The following is a 19586-nucleotide window of genomic DNA, read 5'->3' as shown; positions in this document are numbered from 1 at the left end:
GTGAAGGCCCCCGAGGCCCCTCCGGGCATGCCGGGCATGCCCGGAGGGGCCTCGGGGGCCTTCACGATCTCGAGCAGCTCGACCTCGAACACCAGGGCGGCGCCGCCGGGGATGTTCGGGGGCGCGCCGCGGTCGCCGTAGGCGATGTCGGAGGGGCACACGAGCTGCGCCTTGCCGCCGACCTTCATCTTCTGGAGGCCCTCGGTCCAGCACTTGATGACGCCCTGGAGCGGGAACTGCGTGGGCTCACCGCGCTTGTAGGAGGAGTCGAACTCCTTGCCGTCCGCGAGCGTGCCCTTGTAGTGCACCTTCACGATGTCGGAGGCCTGGGGCTGGGGACCGGTGCCCGCCTGGGTCTCCTTGTAGATGAGGCCGGACTCGGTCTTCACCGCGCCGGGCTCCTTGGCCTTCTCCTCCAGGAACTTCGCGGACTTCTCCTTCTCCGCGGTGGCCTTGCGCAGCGAACGCTCGCGCGCGAGGTCCTGGAGCTTGGGGCCGTAGGTCTCCAGGTCCACGTCGGTCTTCTGACCGGTGACCTGGGCCGTGAGGCCGGCCTTCACGAACTCCAGCTCCTGCGGGGTCATGTCGAACACGCTGATGCTGCGGCCGATGGACAGGCCCAGCGCGTACAGCGTCTTCTGCTCCTCGGTCTGAGGAGCACCGGCGGTGGCCGCCGCCGTGGAGGTGCCGGTGGCGGAGGTCTCGCCCGGCTTCGCTCCCTGGCCCTGGCAGGCCGTCAGGCTCAGCATCGCCGCGATCAGGATCGTCTTCTTCATCATGATGTCGTCGCCTTTCCTTTGGCTCAGCGGCGGCCGACCGCCCCCCGCTGCATGCCTGGGGCGCGGTCTACTACAGAAAGTGCCCGGCATCCTCTTGGGAACCGTGCTTTCCCCGGATGGGGGTCCATGCAGGTAGGACAACCGGCCGCCGGCCCCCCAACCGGTGGGACGGCCCCGGATTCCCGGCCTGGGAGCGCTGGAAGGGTCCTACCGGGAGGAACGACCGCCAAAGGCCGCCTGGGAGACCAGCAGCAGGACGATGGCGCCCAGGATGGCGCCCAGGAAGCCGGTGGGCTCCGGGTCGCGCCAGTCGGTGCCCCGCCAGACGGACGTGAGGAAGCCGCCCACGAAGGCCCCGGCGACGCCCAGGAGCGTGGTGCCAATGCACCCCAGGCGCTGGTTCCCCGGCAGCACGGCCCGGGCGATGAGCCCCGCGAAGAAGCCGAAGATGATCCACCCCAACAGCCCCATGACGTCCTCCCCGTGCGGCGAGTGAAGGCCCGCAATGTGGCGCAGGGGAAGCGGGGGCGGAAGTCCATCCCGGCGTCGCATAGGCTGCCGCGTGACCCATGAGCCCCCTCCGCCGAGCCACCCGGGACGACAACGCCGCGCTGCTGGACCTGTTCGGCGACGTGCCCATGACCGGGGACCTGGTGCTCAGCACGCAGCGGTCGCCGGACTACTTCGGCCTCTTCGCCATGCAGCGAGGTGACGCGGAGGTCTGGGCCCACGGTGAAACATCCCGCCTGGATGGAATGGGCGCCATCCACGTCCGCGACGGGTGGCTGGAGGGCAGACCGTGCCGCGTGGGTTACCTGGGCGATTTGCGCACCCGCTTCTCCGCGCGCCGCGCCCGGGGCCTGGCCCGGTTCTATGGGCCCGTCCTGGAGGAGACCGCCCGCCGGCACAGCGTGGACGTGTTCCTCACCGCCGTCATGGCGTCCAACGCGGCCGCGCTCCAGGCGCTCGTGCGTCGGGGATCGGCCCGAGAAGCGCAGCCGCACTACCACCTGATGCGCGCCTTCTCCGCCGTCTCGCTCCAGTTCGTGCTGCGCCGCAAGCCGCGCCCCAGTCGCTACACCGTTCGCCAGGCCACCGCCGCGGACGTGCCCGCCATGGCCGCGCTGCTGGACGCGGACCACCGTCAACGCCCCTTCGGCTACCGCTTCGACACCGGAGAACTGGAGCACCGGCTCGCGCACTGGCCTCGGCTTCGCGTGGAGGATTCGTTCCTCGCGTTCGACCCCGCGGGGAACCTCGTCGGCTGCACCTCCGCGTGGAACCCCGACGCCGTGAAGCGCTACCGCGTGCTCGCGTACCGGGGCGGCATGAAGTGGGTCCGCCGGGGCTTCAACGCGCTCGCCACCGTCACCGGCGCGCCCCGCCTGCCCGCGCCCGGCGGCGACTTCCGCTACTTCTACCTCTGCAACACCAGCATCCCCTCGGAGGACCCTGGCGTCCTGCGCGCGCTGCTGGACGCCGTCTACGCCGCGTTCCACGGCCGGGGCTTCCACTTCTTCACCGTGCAGCAGGACGCCAGTGACCCGCTGGCCTCGGCCTTCGATGGCTTCATCCAGCGGAGGCTGGACTTCCACCTCTACGCCGTCACGCCCGCGTCGCGCCCCCCGAGGACCTTCCCCGGGGGACGCACCGGCTTCGAAATCTGCCTGCCCTGACGCTCACACCACGCGCGTCTTCCAGCGCCCGCGCCGGAACAACACGATGCCCAGCACGGACATCAACGCGAAGGCCGCCGGCACCGCCCAGTACGCGCCCACCGAGCCCAGGCCCACCGGATGGGCCAGCACCCACGCCAGCGGCAGCTCCAGCACCCAGAGACACCCCAGGTCGATGAGCGTGGGCGTGCGCGTGTCCCCCGCGCCGTTGAACGCGGAGGTGATGACCATGCCGTACGCGCACGACAGGAAGCTCAGGCTGAAGATGCGCAGCGCCGTGGCCCCTTCGTCCACCACCGCCGCATCCGTCGTGAACGCGCCCAGCAGCGGATGCGCGAAGATGAAGAACGCCACGCCGATGGTGCCCAGCACCATCAGGTTGTACTTGCCCGCCAGCCACACCGCCTTCGCGCCCCGCTCCGGGTCCCCCGCGCCCATGCTCTGCCCCAGCAGCGTGGCCGCCGCGTTGCCCAGGCCCCACGCGGGCAGCAGCGCGAACATCACGATGCGGATGGCGATGGTGTAGCCCGCCAGCGCCGTGCTGCCGAACGACGACACGATGCGCACCAGCACCACCCAGCTGGACGTGGTCACCAGCGCCTGCACCATGCCCGCGCTCGACAGCCGCAGCATCGCGAGCATCGTCGCGGGCTCCAGCGACACGTGCTCGCGCCGAATCTGGAGCCGGCCGTTGGACCGCACCAGCCGGAAGAGCTGGTACACCACGCCCGCGCTCCGGCCCAGCGTGGTGGCCCACGCCGCGCCCACCACGCCCATCTCCGGAAACGGCCCCCAGCCGAAGATGAGACACGGCGCGAGCACGATGTTGAGCCCGTTGGCCAGCATCAGCACGCGCATCGCGATGGCCGCGTCACCCGCGCCCCGGAAGATGGCGTTGATGAGGAAGAGCAGCAGGATGCTCACCACGCCGCCCATCATCACGCGCGTGTAGCCCACGCCGTGCTCCAGCACCCAAGGCGAGCCGCCGAGCGCCTCCATCATCGGCCGGGCGAAGATGATGCCCGCCACGGCCAGCACCGTGGAGATGATGACCCCCAGGCCAATGGCCTGCACCGCCGTGCGCCCCGCGCGCTCCGCGTCCTTCTCTCCAATACGCCGGGCCACCATCGCCGTGGCGCCGATGCTCAGGCCCATGCCGGCCGCGTAGATGATGGTGAGGATGCCCTCGGTGAGTCCCACCGTGGCCACCGCCTCCGCGCCCAACCGGCCGACGAAGGCGACGTCCACCACGGCGAACACCGACTCCATGCACATCTCCAGCACCATGGGCACGGCCAGCAGGAAGATGGCCCTCCCGAGCGGCAGCTGGGTGAGGTCCTGCTCCGAGCCGTGCAGGGCCTCCTTCACGAGGGACCACAGCCCCTTGTTCACGGCGTCGCGGCTGGCCACGGGCTCGGGTGCCTGGGCGTGGCGGTCCGCCAGCGGTGTCTCTTCCACGGGGTGAGGCCTTTCGAGAGCGAGGGGACTTCCTACCGCGAAACGCCCACACGTGGCGCCCAGCGACGCGGCTTCCTACGCCCTCTGCCACCCACTCCTGACATCTGAAGGTGCCGCACCCACCCTCATCGAGCCAGCAGGTGAGCGTCCGCTGCTGGACGGCTGCGTCGTGCCTTTGGACAACATGCCCTTGGGAGAGCCGGGAGTAGCTTGCTGCATCCCGATGAGTCCCTTACCCGCGACCGCTTCTCTCCTGCCCACCGCGGTAGGTCCTCATTTCACCCTGGCCTCGTCCGCGCGACTGCTGGGCTCCACGCAAGTGGGGCCCGGGGCCATCATCTCCCGAGGCGCCGTCGTGCGCTCGGTGGGAGGCTCCGTGATGTTGGGGGCCTTCTCCACGCTGCGCGAGGACGCGGTGGTGGTGGGCACTCCCGAACGGCCCACGTCCATCGGAGAGAAGACCGTGCTCGGTCCGCGCTCTCTCGTGATGGGTGCGCGTGTGGGGTCGCTGTGCGACATCGGCGACGGCGCCATCCTGATGCCCGGCGTGACACTGGGCGACCGCTGCCTGGTGGGAGAGGGCACGGTGTTGCCGCCGGGCATGACGGTGCCGGATCAATCCGTGGTGCTGGGCCGGCCGGGACAGGTCCTGCGGATGCTCTCCTCCGAGGACCTGACCCACCTGCAGCAGCGCCGGGGCGGCGACCTGTCGCTGCCCGCCGCTCCATTGACCCCTTTCTCCGCGCGAGACCGCGCCGAGGACGCCCCCATGGGACAGCTGTACGCCTTTCGCGACCGTCACCCCTTCGTCCACCCCACCGCCACCCTCTTCTCCTCCGCGGAGGTGTCCGGTGACGTGGTCATCGGCGCGGGGGCCATCATTGGCGCGGGCGTGAAGATCACCGGCGACCTGAACGGTCCGGTGCGCATTGGCGCGCGGGTGCAGATTCTGGAGAACACGGTGCTGCACCTGCAGCCGGACACCATGCTGGTGCTGGATGAGGGCGTGGTGGTGGGCCCGGGCTGCATCCTGCATGCGTGCAACCTGGGCGCGGGCACGGTGGTGGAGCCCGGCGCCATCCTCTGCGAGGGCAGTCACCTGGGGAAGGGCTGCCACGTGGCCGCCGGCAGCCTGGTGAAGGCGCGCGCGGTGTTCCCGGACTACGCGCTGGTGGAGGGCTTCCCCGCGGCGCAGGTGGGCACGCGCACGTCGCCGCCGGAGCCGCCGCGCTGGGTGCTCAGGCCGGAGGACCTGCCGGGCCTGCGGCGCATGGGGTGAGTGGATTTGCACTGGCCGTGCGCCCTCTGGCAGGGTCGCGGGCCATGGACGCAGTCAATTCAATCATCGAGATCGCGGGCCCGCTGATGTTGGGCCTGGCCTGTGGCGCGCTCTTCCGGAAGTTCGTGTACCCGCGCGTCCTCGCGCAGTTGGGAAGCCTGGCCCGGCCGGTGACCTCCTCCGCCAACACGTGGATGCTGGTGGTGCAGATCTGCGCCACGCTGGGCCTGGCGGTGGCGTGCCATGCGTCCAACGCCATGGCGACGCTGATGTGGATGCATGAGCACCTGCCCCCGCTGCCCTTCCCGTTCACCCTGGGGCTGATCCACTGGGTCTTCCTGGGTGCGACCTTCTTCTCCGGGTACTTCCTGGCGCTGATTCCCTCCTCGGAGGCCGAGGAGGAGCAGGCCTCCCGCACGGTCTAGACCCAGAAGACCACGTCGCGCTCCGCGTCCTCGGGGCCGGAGCCGTGCGCGCCTTCGCGAAGCCAGCGGCGGTACGCCTCGATGTCCGCGTGGTGCAGGTCCGCCTCCGTGCCCGAGTACACGCCGCCGCCGGGACCATCCGTCAGTCCCTGGCGCTGCGTCTCCATGATGCGGACGTCCTGCTGGATGACCTGCCGCGTGTACCAGCGCACCAGCGGCGTCAGCGCGCGGCCCACCCACGCCCCCGGAACGTCCACCGGCAACCGGTAGCTGATGGCCGTGTACACGAGCGTGTCCGTGGGCCCGATGGGCGTGCACTGTGAGTTGATGGCGAAGCCGCTGTCTCCCCACTGGTAGTCCACGCGCGTGACGTTGGGGACGATGAACTCATCCGTGTGCACGAGTGGCAGGCCGCGCGGGTTGAACAGCCGCCCCAGGCCCGTGAGCGCGTCCTCCTCCTGGTGGTAGGTCATCCGCACGCGGCCCGCGTGACGCTTCACCGTGGAGGGCACGCGCTTGCGAGTGGGATTGCGGAACCAACCCCGGTGAACGAAGGACGTGTGCGGCACGTCCATGAAGTTCTCCACCAGGTTCGTCACGCCGTTCGCGAAGCGCGTGACCATGAAATAGACGGTCCAGCCGCGCTCGCCCCAGTAGGGCACGCGGAAGGGTTCCGCGCGGGCGTGGGTGACGTCCGTGCCCAGGTAGACGTAGACGAGCCCGTCCTGTTCCCGCGCGGGGAAGCGCGCAAGCCGTCCCAGGTCGCAGGGCGCGGGCTTGAGGCCTTCGTGCGCGCAGGCGCGAGCGTCCAGCTTCTCCCCGCGTTGGGGAGGGCCCAGCGCGGGGATCTCCACCACCGCGCCGGACGCGTCGTAGACCCAGCCGTGGTACGGGCAGCCGAGCCGTCCGTCGAACACGTCGCCCTGGGACAGACGCGCGTTGCGGTGGAGGCAGCGGTCGCGCAGCGCGGTGGGTGCGCCGTCGGGTCCGCGGAAGAGGACCAGCCCCGTGCCGAACACGGTGCGCGCGACGGGCTTGTTCGCGGGCAGCTCCGTGGAGAGGCACGCCACGTACCAGAAGTCCTTCAGCGCGCCGCAGCGAGCGAGGTCCGCCTCCGCGTCCAGGTCCACCGTGAGCATCGTCATGATGTCCCTCTTCCGAACCACTCCGCCCAGCCGGCCTGGCGGTGCAGGTCCACGGGCTTGATGTCGCCCGCGCGCTGACCGAGCTGGATGCATCGGGCCTCGTAACGCCGGGCCCCCTGCGTCACGCGCACCGCGTGCACCGGACCGAGCTGTCCCAGCTCCCGTGCGTAGCGGTAGTGGTGGCCTTCGCACAGGGCTCGCTCCACGTTCGCGGCCGTGGCGTCCAGCTGGTTCGTGGGCAGGTCCGTCTCCAGGAAGAGGCGGTAGGCCGGCGGTGTCCCCCACTCCGGCGCGAGCATGGCGAAGGCGGGACGCGTGGGGCCCAGCGCGGCGTCCAGGACCGTGCCCACTCGCGCGGCGGAGAGCTTCTCGCCCACGAGGTCTGACACGGCATCCGCTCGGCCGAGGAACCGCAGACAGGGCGTCGCGTGCACGAAGCCTTCCACGCGGACGAGGTCCCCCAGCCGGTAGCGCAGCAGTCCGCCGGACGTGGAGAGGAGTACCGCATAGGTGCGGCCCGCCGTCAGCTCGTGCGCCAGGAGTGGGCGTGCGTCTGGGCGCTCCGGGTCCATGAACTCGATGAAGTGACTCCGGACCGCGAGCACTGGCGCGGGCGCTTCGAAGAGGGGCACCGTGATGACGCCCTCCGTGGCGAGCAGGCCCTTGCCCTGGACCTCGACGCCCGGGAAGCGCCGGCATGCGCCAGCCACGGCGTGCAAGGCCTGGGCGTCCGTCCACATGCTCAGGAGCGCGAGCCCTGGCCAGAGCGTGCGTCCGTCGCGCAGGGCGGCGCGCAGCACCTGTGCCCTCGGGATGTCACGCACGCCCTGGAGCCCCTGCACGAGCGCCGTCCAGGCAGGGTCGCTAGCCACGGGTGTGCCGTCCGCGTCCTGCTCAGGAGGCCGCAGCGTGCCGCGCTCCAGGTCCTCCGCGAGCCGTTCGCCGTGCCGCTCCAGTGCGTCCATCAGGAGCGTGAGGAAGCTGGGGTTCCAGACGCTGATCAGCGACAGGTTCGAACACCGCACGAGGAACCACAGCGTCACGTAACGACACGGTTCGACGTGGGGAGCCTGCCCCACCGAGCCCGGCACGGCGAAGACGCGCGAGAGCAGCGGCTGCAACGGGCGCGGGAACCACGCGCTGTCCTCCGCCGAGCCCACCCGGATGCCACCTGCGGTCCGGTGCTGTCTCCGGCCCAGCGGGGAGATGGACCAGTAGCTGGGGCCTTCGCGCACCGCGGGGCGGCGCAGGAAGACCTCGTGCAGCATGGGTGCGAGCGCGCGCTGGAATTCGCGCAGCAGGCCCTGCGTCACCGGCACCCGCTTGGATGCACCCGAGGAGCCTCCAGATAGCTCGAAGCGCAGCACGGGCTCGCGAGTGAGGACCCGCGCTTCGCCCCGCGCGATGCGTTCGACATCTTCCGCCACCGAGTCCGGCGTGGTGATGGGCACCGCGTCCTGGAACTCCCGAGCGGTGCGGATACGGCCGAAGTGCGGCAGCCGCTCCGCCTGTGCCGTGCCCTCCACGGCGCGGAGGATGCGCGCCAGACACTCCGCCTGCGCGACCTCCGGCTCGCGCAACGCATGACGGAAGCGCAGCGCGGACGGCGTCAGCGCCGCCATCGTGGCGGACAACATCGCACGGGAAGTCAGCACTCCTCGCCCCCACGCGGATTCGCGGACAGCGCGGATGAGACCAGCGCCGCCATCGTGGCGGACAACCTCGCACGGGGAGTCAGCACGTCACGTCCCCACGCGGACTCGCGATGCGTCCCGCTCCCGCCGGGCCCAGCGACGCAGCTGGCCCCAGACGCTTCGAGCCAGCGCCCTCGCCAGGTCCCAGCCGCGGATCTCCACCAGACACACCAACTCCTCGCCCTCGGCGTGGCCGGGGTTGCGTTCCGCGAAGTAGGCGATGTGCGGATGAGCCGCCGCGTCGCGGTCGATGGGCGAGACGCCGTCCCGCACCCGGTAGTGCGCGCCATCGAAGCGCAGCGTTCCCTTCGCCGCGTCGTACTGCGCACCGAACCACCGCGTCGCCAGTCCCCGCAGGAACTCCGAGCGCCCTTCCGGCGGCGTCCAATCCCTGCGCGGATGCGTGCGCGGGAAGTAGTTCACCGCCAGCAGGTACGTCTTGTATCCGCCCGACAAGAGCAGCCAGTACAGCGGCCTCCACGGCCGGCGCAGCTTGCGCGCGAGCAACAACCTTCCGAACACCACCTGCAACGTCTTGTGGCCCCACCAGTCCGGATGGATGACCGTGTCACCCGAGTACAGCACCTCCACGCCACCCTCCTCCGCCACCCGTACCGTGCTGAACCCCACCAACTCCCGCGTGCGCCGGGCGTGCAGCAGGAACACCCACTGCTTCGCGTCCAGGTCCGCGTGGAAACGCTCGGCGCTCACGCCCACGTAGCAGCACTGCATCAGCGCCAGCATCCGCGCCCGGGTGCCGGCGTCCAGGTCCTCCCGCCGCACCGTGGTGCCCTTCATCGCGGAGAGCATCGCTTCAGGGCCCTCCCCGCAGCGCAGTGGGCGCGGGAGGCTGACGCACCTCCTGGTAGCGGTCCGCCTCCAACGTCACCTCCTGCGGCTGCGCGCCATACCAGTGGATGACCGCCTTCACCGGTCCCGAGTGACGGCCCAGGCCGAAGTGCAGCCGGGGATCCGCGGACGCGGAGAACCCGCCCATCAGCCCCACCTCGCGCACCTGCTCCACGCGTTTGCCGTTCTCCTCGTAGGACACCACCACGCGCGTGCCCACCGCGCTGCGGTGCGTGCGCTGACCGTCCCCCACCAGCGACAGGCCCACGAAGTGCGCGTCTGGCTTCGCGTCCGTGGCGCTGGCTCGCAGCGTGTTGCGGTACAGCGACACCGGCGCGTGCTGGTTGGTGATGAGCACGTCCAGGTCGCCGTCGTCATCCAGGTCCGCCATCAACACGCCGCGCGAGTTGTCCGGCGCTTCGATGCCCACCTCTTTCGCCACATCCACGAAGTGCCCCGGCCTCGCATCGCCCAGGTTGAGATACACGCGGCGCGCCTCGTTCGGGTAGAGCACGCGGCCCCGGATGTCGCCCCACTTGTCCGCGTACGTGTGCACCTCCGGGCCGGACTGCATCAACTTGTGGTTCACGTACCAGTAGTCGTTGCGCTGCCCCGCCGGGATGCGCCACTTCTCCGCGTCCAGGCGCGCGTCCACCATGCCGTTGGCCTGCACCAGGTCCGGCCACCCGTCGTCGTCCAGGTCCCCCGCCGCCGCGCCCCAGCCGAAGCGGCGCTCGTTCAGCGCGCCCCGGAAGGTGGCCTCGTCCTTGAAGCGAGGGACGAAGGCGTCCTCGCCCGGCCCCACCATCCACAACAGGCTGCCCTCCGCCTGGAGCGAGTGGTGCACGTTGGACACGTACACATCCAACCAACCGTTGCGGTCGAAGTCCGCCACGCTCGCGTTCATGCCCTTGTACGTGTCGCGGCCAATCTCCCCGAAGCGGTTGCCCACGATGTGGCGGAAGTGCCGGCCGCCCTCGTTCAGGTAGATGTCGTCCGGCCCGAAGTCGTTGGCCACGTAGAGGTCCGTCCACCCGTCCTGGTTCAGGTCCACCGTGCTCACCGCGAGCGACCAGTGCGTCTCCTTCAGGCCCAGCGCCTCCACGTCCTGCTTCTCGAACGTGCCGTCCCCTCGGCCCCGGTAGAGCGCGTTGCGCCCACCGTTGCTCGCGTTGTGCCAGCCGTCGTGCATGAAGCGCAGCATGCGGCGGTCACCCGCGTACTCGGGCTCGGGCAGCTTGAAGAGGTTGAGCGGCGGCGCGGGCTCCGGGTAGTCCGGCAGGTGCGTCGTCATGGCGTTGAGCACCAGCAGGTCCAGGTGCCCGTCGCGGTCGTAGTCCAGGAACGTGAGGCCCAGGCTCACCGCGTGGTCCGTCACGCCCGCGGCTTCCGTCACGTCCTCGAAGCCCGCGGTGCCCGTCTCGCGCAGCGTGTTGCGCAGCAGGCGCACCGGCCCGAAGGCCACCGCCACCGCGAGGTCCAGGTCCCCGTCCCCATCCCAGTCCACGAACGTCCCGCCGCCCGCCAGGCCCTCCTCCTTGTAGCGGGTGGCGAAGCGCTCCAGCGCGGGCACGGGGACGCGTTCGAAGCGCAGCCCGCCCAGGTTGCGGTACAGGCCCGCGTGGTGCTCCGGCGTGCCCAGCGGGTGCGTGAGGAACAGGTCCAGCTTGCCGTCCCCGTCGAAGTCGCCGGTGGCCACCGCGTCGCCCACCGCGACCAGCCACTTGGCGACGTGGGCCACGCGAGGATCCAACTCCTCCAGCGTGTGACCCATCTGGGAGTCCAGGCCCGCTTGCTTGAGGTCCTGCGCGTTCAGGTGGAACGCGAGCGGCGCCTGACGCTCCCCCTGCGCCGCTGACACCGAGTAGCCCGTGGCCAGCACCGCCCCGAGTCCCCCCACCACGCCCACGCGCTTGAGCATGTCCGGAGCCAGGAGCCCGTGCAGCGCCGCGCCCCGGGTGCGCCACAGCTCGCGCGCGTGCATGAACACGAAGCGGGAGGTGGCCACGGTGAGCGCCGCGTAGAAGAACGTGTAGACGCTCTCCTTCAGGTGCAGCACCAGGTCCACGCAGGTGATGGCCAGCGCGACCAGCACCTGGGCCTTTGGCGTCGCGGGCGACGTCGCCGGGTCGGTGAGCATGTAGAAGACGAAGATGAAGAACGACGGCGCGCCCAGCGTGCCCAGGAACAGCACCTCCGGCGGCAGGTGGTGGCGGAGGATGAACGCTCGCAGCGCCGTCTGGAGTGCGTAGAAGGTCAGGAAGCTGATCACCAGCCAGCCGCGGCCTACGCGGAAGAAGAACAGCACCATCGCCGCCATCACGATGAAGGCCGACAGCGCGACCTCGCCGTTGGCCCACTGGTAGGCGGGCGCGGCGGTGATGAGCTCGCGCGTGGTGAGCAGCGACACGGCCACCGCGAACATCGACGGGTTGAAGACGTGCCGCCCCTGGAAGGTCAGCACGTACTTGGAGCCAATGGCCAGCCACACCGGCAGCCACAAGAGCGTGCTCGCGTGCGAGTAGTTCAAGAGCAGCGCCAGCGAACAGCAGGAGATGTACGCGGAGAGCGGCACCTCCTTGCGCCGCTTGAGCACCCAGCCCAGGACCGCGTCCAGCAACGTGCCGGAGACGACCAGGAAGGCCATCTGCCCGGGGCTGCGGTTGAAGCCGAAGAAGGTGAAGCCGAGCACGCCGTAGAGCGTGAGCAGCGCCGCGAAGGGCAGCCTCGGGTCGTTCCAGCGGGGGAACACCCAACCGCCCCACTCCACGCGCGTGCCCGTCAGGGCCGGCTGCGTCGGCATCTCCACACTCATGATTGACCGTCCCGGTGCACGCGCGGAGCGTGCCGTGCCCGTCTCCGGGTGTCCAATCCGCACAGGGCTTGCGTCCTGCGCCCATGCATGGAGTCCTGGCGCCCGATGTCCTCTTCCCTGCCTCGCCGCGCGGCGGTGCCTCGCGAGCTGCTCGTTCCCGCAACGCCCTCCGGACTGCTGCGCCTGACGGCCGTGGAGTGGGCGGGGATGGCCCTGGGGTGGGCGGTCATGGCTTGGGCTCCTCCGGTGCTGGTGCCGTTGGCGGTGCTCGTCGTCGCGGGACGGCTGCATGCGCTGGGCGTCCTGCTTCATGACGCGGTCCACCTGCCTTCGCGAAGGCGGGAATGGCGACTGTGTCTGCTGGAGACCGTCGCGGGGTACCCCATTGCGTCCACGCTGGCGGCGATGCGCTACCACCACCTCCGCCATCATCGCGATGCGGGCCTGCCGTCGGATCCGTACCGCAAGCCCCCGGATGGAGGCCGGCTGCGCACGGCGTGGCGGTGGCTGCTGCTCCTGACTGTCATCCCCGGCTGGGTGCTGCGGGGACCGGTGGGGCTTTGCGCGTGGATGTTGCCTTCGCTGCGCACGGCATATGGGCGCGTGTTCCTGCAGGACCGCTCCGGACGGGTGCTCACGCGCGACGCGGAGGTGGCGGCGTGTGCTCGGGCGGAGGCGGGGCAGGTGCTGTTCCACCTGGGCGTGCTGGCGCTGGCGGTGCGGTGGCCTTCCGCGGTGCTGTGGGGGTATGCGGTGCCGTTGCTGGTGGCGTCTGGATTCAACGCGCACCGGTTGCTCGCGGAGCACACCGCCGCGCCCGTGCAGGGGCGGAAGCTGGAAGATGTGTTCGCGTGCACTCGCGACCATGGGCTCGGATGGTGGGGAAGGTTGGGATTGGCGCCCCGGCACGTGGGGATGCACGTGGTGCATCACCTGCATCCGCAGGTGTCCTTCACGCATCTGCCCCGGCTTCGCGCGTGGTACGTCGAGCGGTTTCCCCACCACTATCCCCGGCCTCGTTCCTACTGATGCTCACTTCGTCGACGCGGGTGTTCCTGGGGGTGGCGTTGCTGGCGTGCGCGAGCGCGGCGGTGGTGTTCCGGCGCAGGCAGAACGCGCAGGGTGGCCGAGGTGGACGCATCTCCGGGCCCAAGATGGCGTGGCTGCTGTACGCGGTGTTCCTCTGGTTCCTGGTGTGCCCGCTGGTGGCGCTGGATGCGTCCGTGCCGATGGAGGCGCGCGTCGTGCTGGGGGCCTTCGCCGTGTCCATGTGGCTGCGCGGAGCCGCGGAGCTCTACATGCTCTACGTGTCGCGCAACTGGCGGCCGCCGTATGGCGTGGGCCATGACCTGGGGTGCATCGCGCTGGTGGGCGCGGGGCTCGTGTACACCGGGGAGAAGTGGGCCGGAGTGCTCGATGGGCGCGATGTGTGGTCGCTGGCGTTGGTGGGGTTGGTGCTGGTGAGCCTGCTGGTGGAGGTGGCGTATGCGGCGCTGTTCCATCAGGCCGTGGAGGGACGCACCACCGGCGAGGATGGGGTGTGGTTCGCGGATGCCGAGCAGGCGCGGTTCCAGCGCATCAACCGGCTGACGCTGGCGCTCAACGTGCCGCTGTATGGGGCGCTGGCGGTGTGGCTGATGATGGGAATGGGGTAGCTACACCACCGGCTGGCGCCAGGCCTTGGACAGGTGGCCGGGGTTTGACTGGTTGAAGCGATGGAGCAGTTCCTCCCGGCCGTGCTCCAGCAGGTACGTGAGTTCCTGGGGCATCAGCGTCTTCACGGTGACGAGCCGGACCTGTCCGTCCGGCATCGTGAAGTGGCCGGGCAGTGTGGGGGTGTCCATGCCCAGGAGCACGCCGACGCGGCCGTCTTTCGTCAGGAGCGATTCGGGCATGCGCTCTCCGTCCACTTCCATGGAGAGGATGCCGGTCCTCGCCGGTTCGCGCAGGTGCTCGTGGCCTACGAGTTCGTTGGCGATTCGTTCCAGCAGCGTCACGGGCCAGTCTGCCTGCGGCTCATTGGTCTCGAGCGCGAGCTCCAGACCAAAGCCCACGGAGGGTTCCACGGCCTCCACGAAGAAGTCGGAGAGGCCGTCCGTCACGAAGAGGGTGCGTCCTTCGGGCCGGTGGATGACTCGCCAGACCTGGCGCCTCGCGGGCCAACCTCCTCCAACGACGATGGGGAGGATGGCTTTTTCATCCAGCGTGCCGAGGGTGCGCCAGAACGCGGTGCGGGCTGTTTCTGTTCGCGCGTAGAGGGCCTGGAGCTTGCGGTTGTGCTCACGCTGTTCCGGGCTGACTTCGCTCGGGCCTGTGACTTCCCGGAACTTCACTCCAGTGATGTTCGCGTGCTCCAGCGCCTCCTTGATGTCCTCGGAGACGATGAGCACGATGCTCCACCCCCAGGTGCGGAAGACCTTGGCATCGCCCACCTTCGTCGGATCGATGCGCATGCCAGAGACGTCCCTGTATTTCCCCACCTTCTCTGGGCGCCCATCTTCAGGCTTCCAATACAGCACCTCTTCGGAAGCCTCGTCGTCGATGCACCTGACGAGACGGAGCACGTTGACGAGGAAGTGCGGTCCGGGCTCCGATGCAACCGTCACGGGGAGCAGCTGAACATCATCCGGGGCGAGCCGGGTCAGGATGGCTGCCGCTTGAGCCTGAATGACGGGCGCCAGGCCGATGCCCGCCAGCGTGAAATCCAGTGGCTGGCCGACATGGTCGACCGGAATCTTCAAGGGCGTTTCCAGGCTGACGGGTTCACCCTTCCTGAACATCCATGGATTGGCGACCTCCCGGCCGGACGCATCAATGGGATCGCCTAGCGACCACCGACCGGGGACATGCAGATCGTCGATCAGCTCGAAGTACCGCATCGCCACGAGAGACTCCCGCCCAGCTATGACTTCGTGACCCACTTATTGAGAGTCGTGCTCGTGTTCAAGATGTCGCTGGCGAGCCGACGAAGCTCGTTTGTGAGCGCCTCGCGGCATTGATGGATGCTGCCACAGTCTTCCATTGCTTCGTTCAACCGGGAGAGCACTCTTTGATGGTACGCCTCGGGATGGGGACCCTTGTGGCCCGGGACACGGACTTTGTTCGCGGGATCATCCAAGGACATTCCAGCCCGGTCGAAGAGCCTCTGGAACTGGGGCGACCACGGACCACCGTTGTGCGTGGCTTCCCACCATTTGTTCGTGGCGATGTGATGCTCGTGGACGTCGACGGGCACGGGGACGTTCCGCCCCTTGGCGGACATCGCCACCACGTTGGGGGCCAGTGCGAGGGTCACCTCGCCGCTCGCGGACACCGCGATTGCTGAGACCTCCGCCGCGGCCACCAGCCGGAAGCCTCCCTGCTCCGCTCCCACCAGCGCGGCCTGCGCTGAACCGGGCAGTGTCGCGACCCTCGTCGCCAGCGTCTGCGCCGTGCTCCCCAGCGCCGCCATCGCCAGCATCACGAAGGCCCGTGCCGCTTGCTTGCCCATCACCTCGCCGTACTTCTCTCCTGCGTCCCGGATGCCGTCGAACGTCTCTGCTTCCCTCACCTCCGCCGCCAGCACCCTCCAGCCATGGATGAGACTCCACACCGTGTCCCAGCCCAGGTATGCAATCAGTGCCACCGTCAGCGTTGCCGCTACGCCCTTCGACAGCAGCGGCTCCGGTACCAGCCACAGGCTGAAGTACACCGCTCCCGTCATCACCAGCAGCGACACCGTCGCCTCGGGGTCCACCATCCCCTCCAAGGCTTCGGCCGTCTCCTCCCACACCGAGTCCAACGCGATGCGGAAGGCCAGCGTCCGCTTGCCCTCCTCATCCAGCGTCAGCCCTCCGTCCAACAGGTGCAGGCAGTCTCCGGACAGCCGCTTGCGCACGCACCAGCGCCCGTAGGCGGCCTCCAGCTCCGTGCTCCCTTGCGACACACGGACGCGGCCCTGCCTTGGGTCATCCACGGACACGACACCCAGCGAGGCTCGCGGACGGTCCGCTCCAGGATTCAACAGCCGGAGTGCTTCCCTCCTCGGATGCACGGACGCCGGCGCTCCACGCGCCAGCGTCCGCACCGCATTCTCGAAGGTGTCGCCCTCCAGCGACACGGGCCGCGTGTCCGTGCGCGGCGTGTGCTCACGCGCCCGGCCTTCTCCCGTGTCCAACCGCCATGTCCGTGACGTCGCGCAGCCCGTCACGAACAGCATCCACATCACCCACAGCCAGCGCAGCGACATGGACTGCCTCCAGGTCTGGGCTACTACACCACGGGCTGGCGCCAGGCCTTGGACAGGTGGCCGGGGTTGGACTGGTTGAAGCGGTGGAGCAGTTCCTCCCGGCCGTGCTCCAGCAGGTACGTCAGCTCCCGGGGCATCAGCGTCTTCACGGTGACGAGCCGGACCTGTCCGTCCGGCATCGTGAAGTGCCCCGGGAGTGCTGGGGTGTCCATGCCCAGGAGCACGCCGACGCGGCCGTCCTTGGTCAGGAGCGATTCGGGCATGCGCTCTCCGTCCACTTCCATGGAGAGGATGCCGGTCCTCGCCGGTTCGCGCAGGTGCTCGTGGCCTACGAGTTCGTTGGCGATTCGTTCCAGCAGCGTCACGGGCCAGTCTGCCTGTGGCTCGTCGGTTTCGAGCGCGAGCTCCATGCCGAAGCCCACGGAGGGTTCCACGGCATCCGCGAAGAAGTCTGAGAGGCCGTCCGTCACGAAGAGGGTGCGTCCTTCGGGCCGGTGGATGACTCGCCAGACCTGGCGTCTCGCGGGCCAACCTCCTCCGACGACGATGGGGAGGATGGCGTTTTCGTCCAGCGTGCCCAGGGTGCGCCAGAACGCGGTGCGGGCCGTTTCGGTCCGGTCGTAGAGCGCCTTGAGCTTGCGGCTGTGCTCACGCTGCTCCGGGCTGATGGCACTGGGACCTGTGACTTCCTCGAACCTCATCCCCGTGACGCCCGCACGCTCCAAGCCCTCCTTGATGTGTTCGGAGACGATGAGCGCGACAGTCCATCCCCAGGGACGGAAGACCTTGGCCTCACCGACCTTTGTCGAATCGATGCGCATGTTGGAGACGGCCCGATATGTCCCCGTCTTTTCGGGTCGTTCATCCTCTGGCAGCCAGTACTTCACCTCGCTGGACTGCTGATCATCGATGCATCGAATGTTCCGTGTCGCGACGAGGATGAAATAGGGCTCAGTCTGTCCCTCGACCTCGACAGGAATGATCTGCACATCATTCGATGCCAGTTCGCTGAAGATGTTCGCGACCCGCCGGTGAACAACGGGGGTTCCACCCACGCTAGTCGTCGCGTAGTCCAGGAGCGCGCCTGGATGAGAGATGGGAATCCTGAGCTGCTCCTTGATCTGGACCGGGCAGCCATCCGCGAACTGCCAGATGTCGTCGATCTCCAGTCCCTGGGAATTCCTCGCCTCACCTGGCAACCAGCGATCCTGGATGTCCATGTCATCCAACAGCTCGAAGTACCGCATCTCCATCACCTCCATCCATCAATCGCGAACAACCCAGCCATGAAGGTCCGTGCCCTCTTGAAGGATTTCCCTTCCCAGGTTTTGGAGTTCCTTCGTCAGTGAGTTTCGACACTGAGCGATGCTCTGACATCTGCCAAGCGCGGTCTTCAATCGCCTGAGGATGGTCTCGTGGTACTCGCGAGGATGCGGTCCTTTATGACCAGGAACACGGACCGTGTTCGCCCCATCATCCAGGGACATGCCCGCACGGTCGAAGAGTTCCTGAAACCTGGGTGACCACGGGCCACCGTTGTGCGTCGCCTCCCACCACTTGTTCGTGGCGATGTGATGCTCGTGGACTTCGACTGGCGCGAGGACGTTCCGCCCCTTCGCGGACATCGCCACCGCGTTGGGGGCCAGTGAAAGGGTCACCTCGCCGCTCGCGGACACAGCAATCGCTGAGACCTCCGCCGCGGCCACCAGCCGGAAGCCTCCCTGCTCCGCGCCCACCAGTGCGGCCTGAGCTGAACCGGGCAGCGTCGCGACCCTTGTCGCCAGCGTCTGCGCCGTGCTCCCCAGCGCCGCCATCGCCAGCATTACGAAGGCCCGTGCCGCCTGCTTCCCCATCACCTCGCCGTACTTCTCTCCCGCACTCCGGATGCCGTCGAACGTCTCCGCCTCCCTCACCTCCGCCGCCAGCACCCTCCAACCCTGGATGAGACTCCACACCGTGTCCCAGCCCAGGTACGCAATCAGCGCCACCGTCAGCGTCGCCGCCACGCCCTTCGACAGCAGCGGCTCCGGTACCAGCCACAGGCTGAAGTAGACCGCTCCCGTCATCACCAGCAGAGACACCGTCGCCTCGGGGTCCACCATCCCCTCCAAGGCTTCGGCCGTCTCCTCCCACACCGAGTCCAACGCGATGCGGAAGGCCAGCGTCCGCTTGCCCTCCTCATCCAGCGTCAGCCCTCCGTCCAACAGGTGCAGGCAATCTCCGGACAGCCGCTTGCGCACGCACCAGCGCCCGTAGGCGGCCTCCAGCTCCGTGCTCCCTTGCGACACACGGACGCGGCCCTGCCTTGGGTCATCCACGGACACGACACCCAGCGAGGCTCGCGGACGGTCCGCTCCGGGATTCAACAGCCGGAGTGCTTCCCTCCTCGGATGCACCGACGCCGGCGCTCCAGGCGCCAGCGTCCGCACCGCATTCTCGAAGGTGTCGCCCCCCAGCGACACGGGCCTCGTGTCCGTGCGCGGCGTGTGCTCACGCGCCCGGCCTTCTCCCGTGTCCAACCGCCATGTCCGTGACGTCGCGCAGCCCGTCACGAACAACACCCACAGCACGCACCACCCGCGCGCTGGCATGTTCGTTTCCGCTCAGCCCCGCAGCGCCACTCCCAGCTCCGCGTCTCCGTGCTTCAGCCAGGTCCTTGCCGCGGACTCCTGCCAGAAACGGCGGAGGATCTTGTCCGTCCCGCTTCCGGACGCCACCCGGTTCAACTGCAACGCGACGATCTGGTTCTGCACCAACTCCGCCACCCGCGTCACCCCGGAGCGCAGCCCGTACTCCTGCACCCTCCGGATGAGATCCGCCGCCTCCGGCGACGCCGGCCGGAACGTTCGCAGGTCCGCTTCGATCTTGATGGCCTGCCCCGCCACTTCATCCGTCGCGGCGCGCAGGTCCTCCACGAAGCGCTGCATCTCCTCCAGCCGGATGTAGCCCTCCAGCGCGAAGCTCACGATGGATTCCGCCCGGTCCACGTCGATTCGATACATCGAGGCCCCCTTCGTGAGACTGCGTCAAACCTTCTCCCCCATCACGCGTCCACGTGCCAACGTCCGGAGGGATGAGTCCCCTATTCAGGACTCCACTCCCACTTGCTCCAGAAGGAGGGCCAGCCCTCGCGCCGCCGCTGCATGCCGCACCTGCCTCCGGTCTCCTTCGAACCGGTGACGCTCCACCACCGCGGCCCTCCCGCGCCGCTGTACCGCGATGAACACCAGCCCCACCG

At 69.0% G+C, this 19586-nt stretch carries 19 protein-coding genes; 6 read left to right on the top strand and 13 right to left on the bottom strand.

Annotated elements, in window-relative coordinates:
- Both D7Y11_RS33110 and D7Y11_RS33105 read right to left on the bottom strand, forming a co-directional pair.
- On the bottom strand, positions 1–776 hold a 776-nt coding region (locus D7Y11_RS33110; protein WP_148139243.1), incomplete at its 3' end, for an FKBP-type peptidyl-prolyl cis-trans isomerase.
- 210 nt (positions 777–986) lie between these two features.
- A complete protein-coding gene (locus tag D7Y11_RS33105) occupies positions 987–1250 on the bottom strand; it encodes a GlsB/YeaQ/YmgE family stress response membrane protein (protein ID WP_120579443.1) in 264 nt (87 codons plus the stop codon).
- Positions 1251–1348: 98 nt separating this feature from the next.
- Here D7Y11_RS33105 and D7Y11_RS33100 point away from each other — a divergent pair, with 98 nt between their 5' ends.
- Positions 1349–2455 carry a GNAT family N-acetyltransferase gene (locus tag D7Y11_RS33100; RefSeq protein ID WP_126935688.1) on the top strand — a complete coding sequence of 369 codons (1107 nt, stop codon included), beginning with the start codon at positions 1349–1351 and terminating at the stop codon, positions 2453–2455.
- A 3-nt stretch (positions 2456–2458) separates the two neighbouring features.
- Here D7Y11_RS33100 and D7Y11_RS33095 read toward each other — a convergent pair whose 3' ends face one another.
- Positions 2459–3913, bottom strand: a complete 1455-nt coding sequence (locus D7Y11_RS33095) for an MATE family efflux transporter (protein WP_120579445.1) — start codon at positions 3911–3913, stop codon at positions 2459–2461.
- Positions 3914–4136: 223 nt separating this feature from the next.
- On the opposite strand from D7Y11_RS33095, the gene D7Y11_RS33090 reads away from it, so the two are divergent.
- Positions 4137–5192, top strand: a complete 1056-nt coding sequence (locus tag D7Y11_RS33090) for a DapH/DapD/GlmU-related protein (protein ID WP_120579446.1) — start codon at positions 4137–4139, stop codon at positions 5190–5192.
- Positions 5193–5236: 44 nt separating this feature from the next.
- Positions 5237–5617 (top strand): hypothetical protein, encoded by a 381-nt coding sequence (locus D7Y11_RS33085; RefSeq protein WP_126935687.1) that lies wholly within the window; start codon positions 5237–5239, stop codon positions 5615–5617.
- Here D7Y11_RS33085 and D7Y11_RS33080 read toward each other — a convergent pair.
- The 4 genes from D7Y11_RS33080 to D7Y11_RS33065 all read right to left on the bottom strand — a co-directional run bounded on the left by D7Y11_RS33080 (position 5614) and on the right by D7Y11_RS33065 (position 12108).
- Positions 5614–6762 carry an aromatic ring-hydroxylating dioxygenase subunit alpha gene (locus D7Y11_RS33080; protein ID WP_120579448.1) on the bottom strand — a complete coding sequence of 383 codons (1149 nt, stop codon included), beginning with the start codon at positions 6760–6762 and terminating at the stop codon, positions 5614–5616. The genes D7Y11_RS33085 and D7Y11_RS33080 overlap by 4 nt on opposite strands.
- Positions 6759–8417, bottom strand: coding sequence for a GH3 auxin-responsive promoter family protein (locus D7Y11_RS33075; RefSeq protein ID WP_233607460.1), 1659 nt, complete (start codon positions 8415–8417; stop codon positions 6759–6761). Before D7Y11_RS33075 ends, D7Y11_RS33080 begins: the two co-directional genes overlap by 4 nt.
- Positions 8418–8504: 87 nt before the next feature.
- Complete coding sequence (locus D7Y11_RS33070; RefSeq protein ID WP_126935686.1) at positions 8505–9266, bottom strand: hypothetical protein; 762 nt, start codon at positions 9264–9266, stop codon at positions 8505–8507.
- A gap of 4 nt (positions 9267–9270) precedes the next feature.
- A complete protein-coding gene (locus tag D7Y11_RS33065; protein ID WP_233607459.1) occupies positions 9271–12108 on the bottom strand; it encodes an FG-GAP-like repeat-containing protein in 2838 nt (945 codons plus the stop codon).
- A 117-nt stretch (positions 12109–12225) separates the two neighbouring features.
- Here D7Y11_RS33065 and D7Y11_RS33060 point away from each other — a divergent pair, with 117 nt between their 5' ends.
- Positions 12226–13149, top strand: a complete 924-nt coding sequence (locus tag D7Y11_RS33060) for a fatty acid desaturase (protein ID WP_158642032.1) — start codon at positions 12226–12228, stop codon at positions 13147–13149.
- Positions 13149–13775, top strand: a complete 627-nt coding sequence (locus D7Y11_RS33055; RefSeq protein WP_120579453.1) for a hypothetical protein — start codon at positions 13149–13151, stop codon at positions 13773–13775. The genes D7Y11_RS33060 and D7Y11_RS33055 overlap by 1 nt, the downstream gene beginning before the upstream one ends.
- On the opposite strand, the gene D7Y11_RS33050 is transcribed toward D7Y11_RS33055, so the two are convergent.
- Positions 13776–14726, bottom strand: a complete 951-nt coding sequence (locus D7Y11_RS33050; protein ID WP_233597286.1) for a DUF1629 domain-containing protein — start codon at positions 14724–14726, stop codon at positions 13776–13778.
- A 51-nt stretch (positions 14727–14777) separates the two neighbouring features.
- Between D7Y11_RS33050 and D7Y11_RS44560 the strand changes: the two genes are divergently transcribed.
- Entirely contained in the window at positions 14778–14948 is a 171-nt protein-coding gene (locus D7Y11_RS44560; protein ID WP_233597287.1) for a hypothetical protein, read from the top strand.
- 74 nt (positions 14949–15022) lie between these two features.
- On the opposite strand, the gene D7Y11_RS33045 is transcribed toward D7Y11_RS44560, so the two are convergent.
- The 5 genes from D7Y11_RS33045 to D7Y11_RS33025 form a co-directional block, all read right to left on the bottom strand.
- A complete protein-coding gene (locus D7Y11_RS33045; protein ID WP_126935683.1) occupies positions 15023–16348 on the bottom strand; it encodes an AHH domain-containing protein in 1326 nt (441 codons plus the stop codon).
- Between the two features lie 23 nt (positions 16349–16371).
- Positions 16372–17601 carry a DUF1629 domain-containing protein gene (locus tag D7Y11_RS33040; RefSeq protein ID WP_233607458.1) on the bottom strand — a complete coding sequence of 410 codons (1230 nt, stop codon included), beginning with the start codon at positions 17599–17601 and terminating at the stop codon, positions 16372–16374.
- Between the two features lie 12 nt (positions 17602–17613).
- Positions 17614–18939, bottom strand: coding sequence for an AHH domain-containing protein (locus D7Y11_RS33035; protein WP_126935682.1), 1326 nt, complete (start codon positions 18937–18939; stop codon positions 17614–17616).
- A gap of 12 nt (positions 18940–18951) precedes the next feature.
- Positions 18952–19350 (bottom strand): STAS/SEC14 domain-containing protein, encoded by a 399-nt coding sequence (locus tag D7Y11_RS33030; protein ID WP_120566935.1) that lies wholly within the window; start codon positions 19348–19350, stop codon positions 18952–18954.
- 84 nt (positions 19351–19434) lie between these two features.
- A complete protein-coding gene (locus tag D7Y11_RS33025) occupies positions 19435–19575 on the bottom strand; it encodes a CinA family protein (protein WP_233597290.1) in 141 nt (46 codons plus the stop codon).
- Between the last annotated feature and the right edge of the window lie 11 nt (positions 19576–19586).

This window comes from Corallococcus sp. AB018 (assembly GCF_003986945.1).
GTDB classification, from domain to species: domain Bacteria; phylum Myxococcota; class Myxococcia; order Myxococcales; family Myxococcaceae; genus Corallococcus; species Corallococcus exiguus.
The sequence above is the reverse complement of the archived record's forward strand: the minus strand, read 5'-3'. Positions and strand labels throughout refer to the sequence as shown.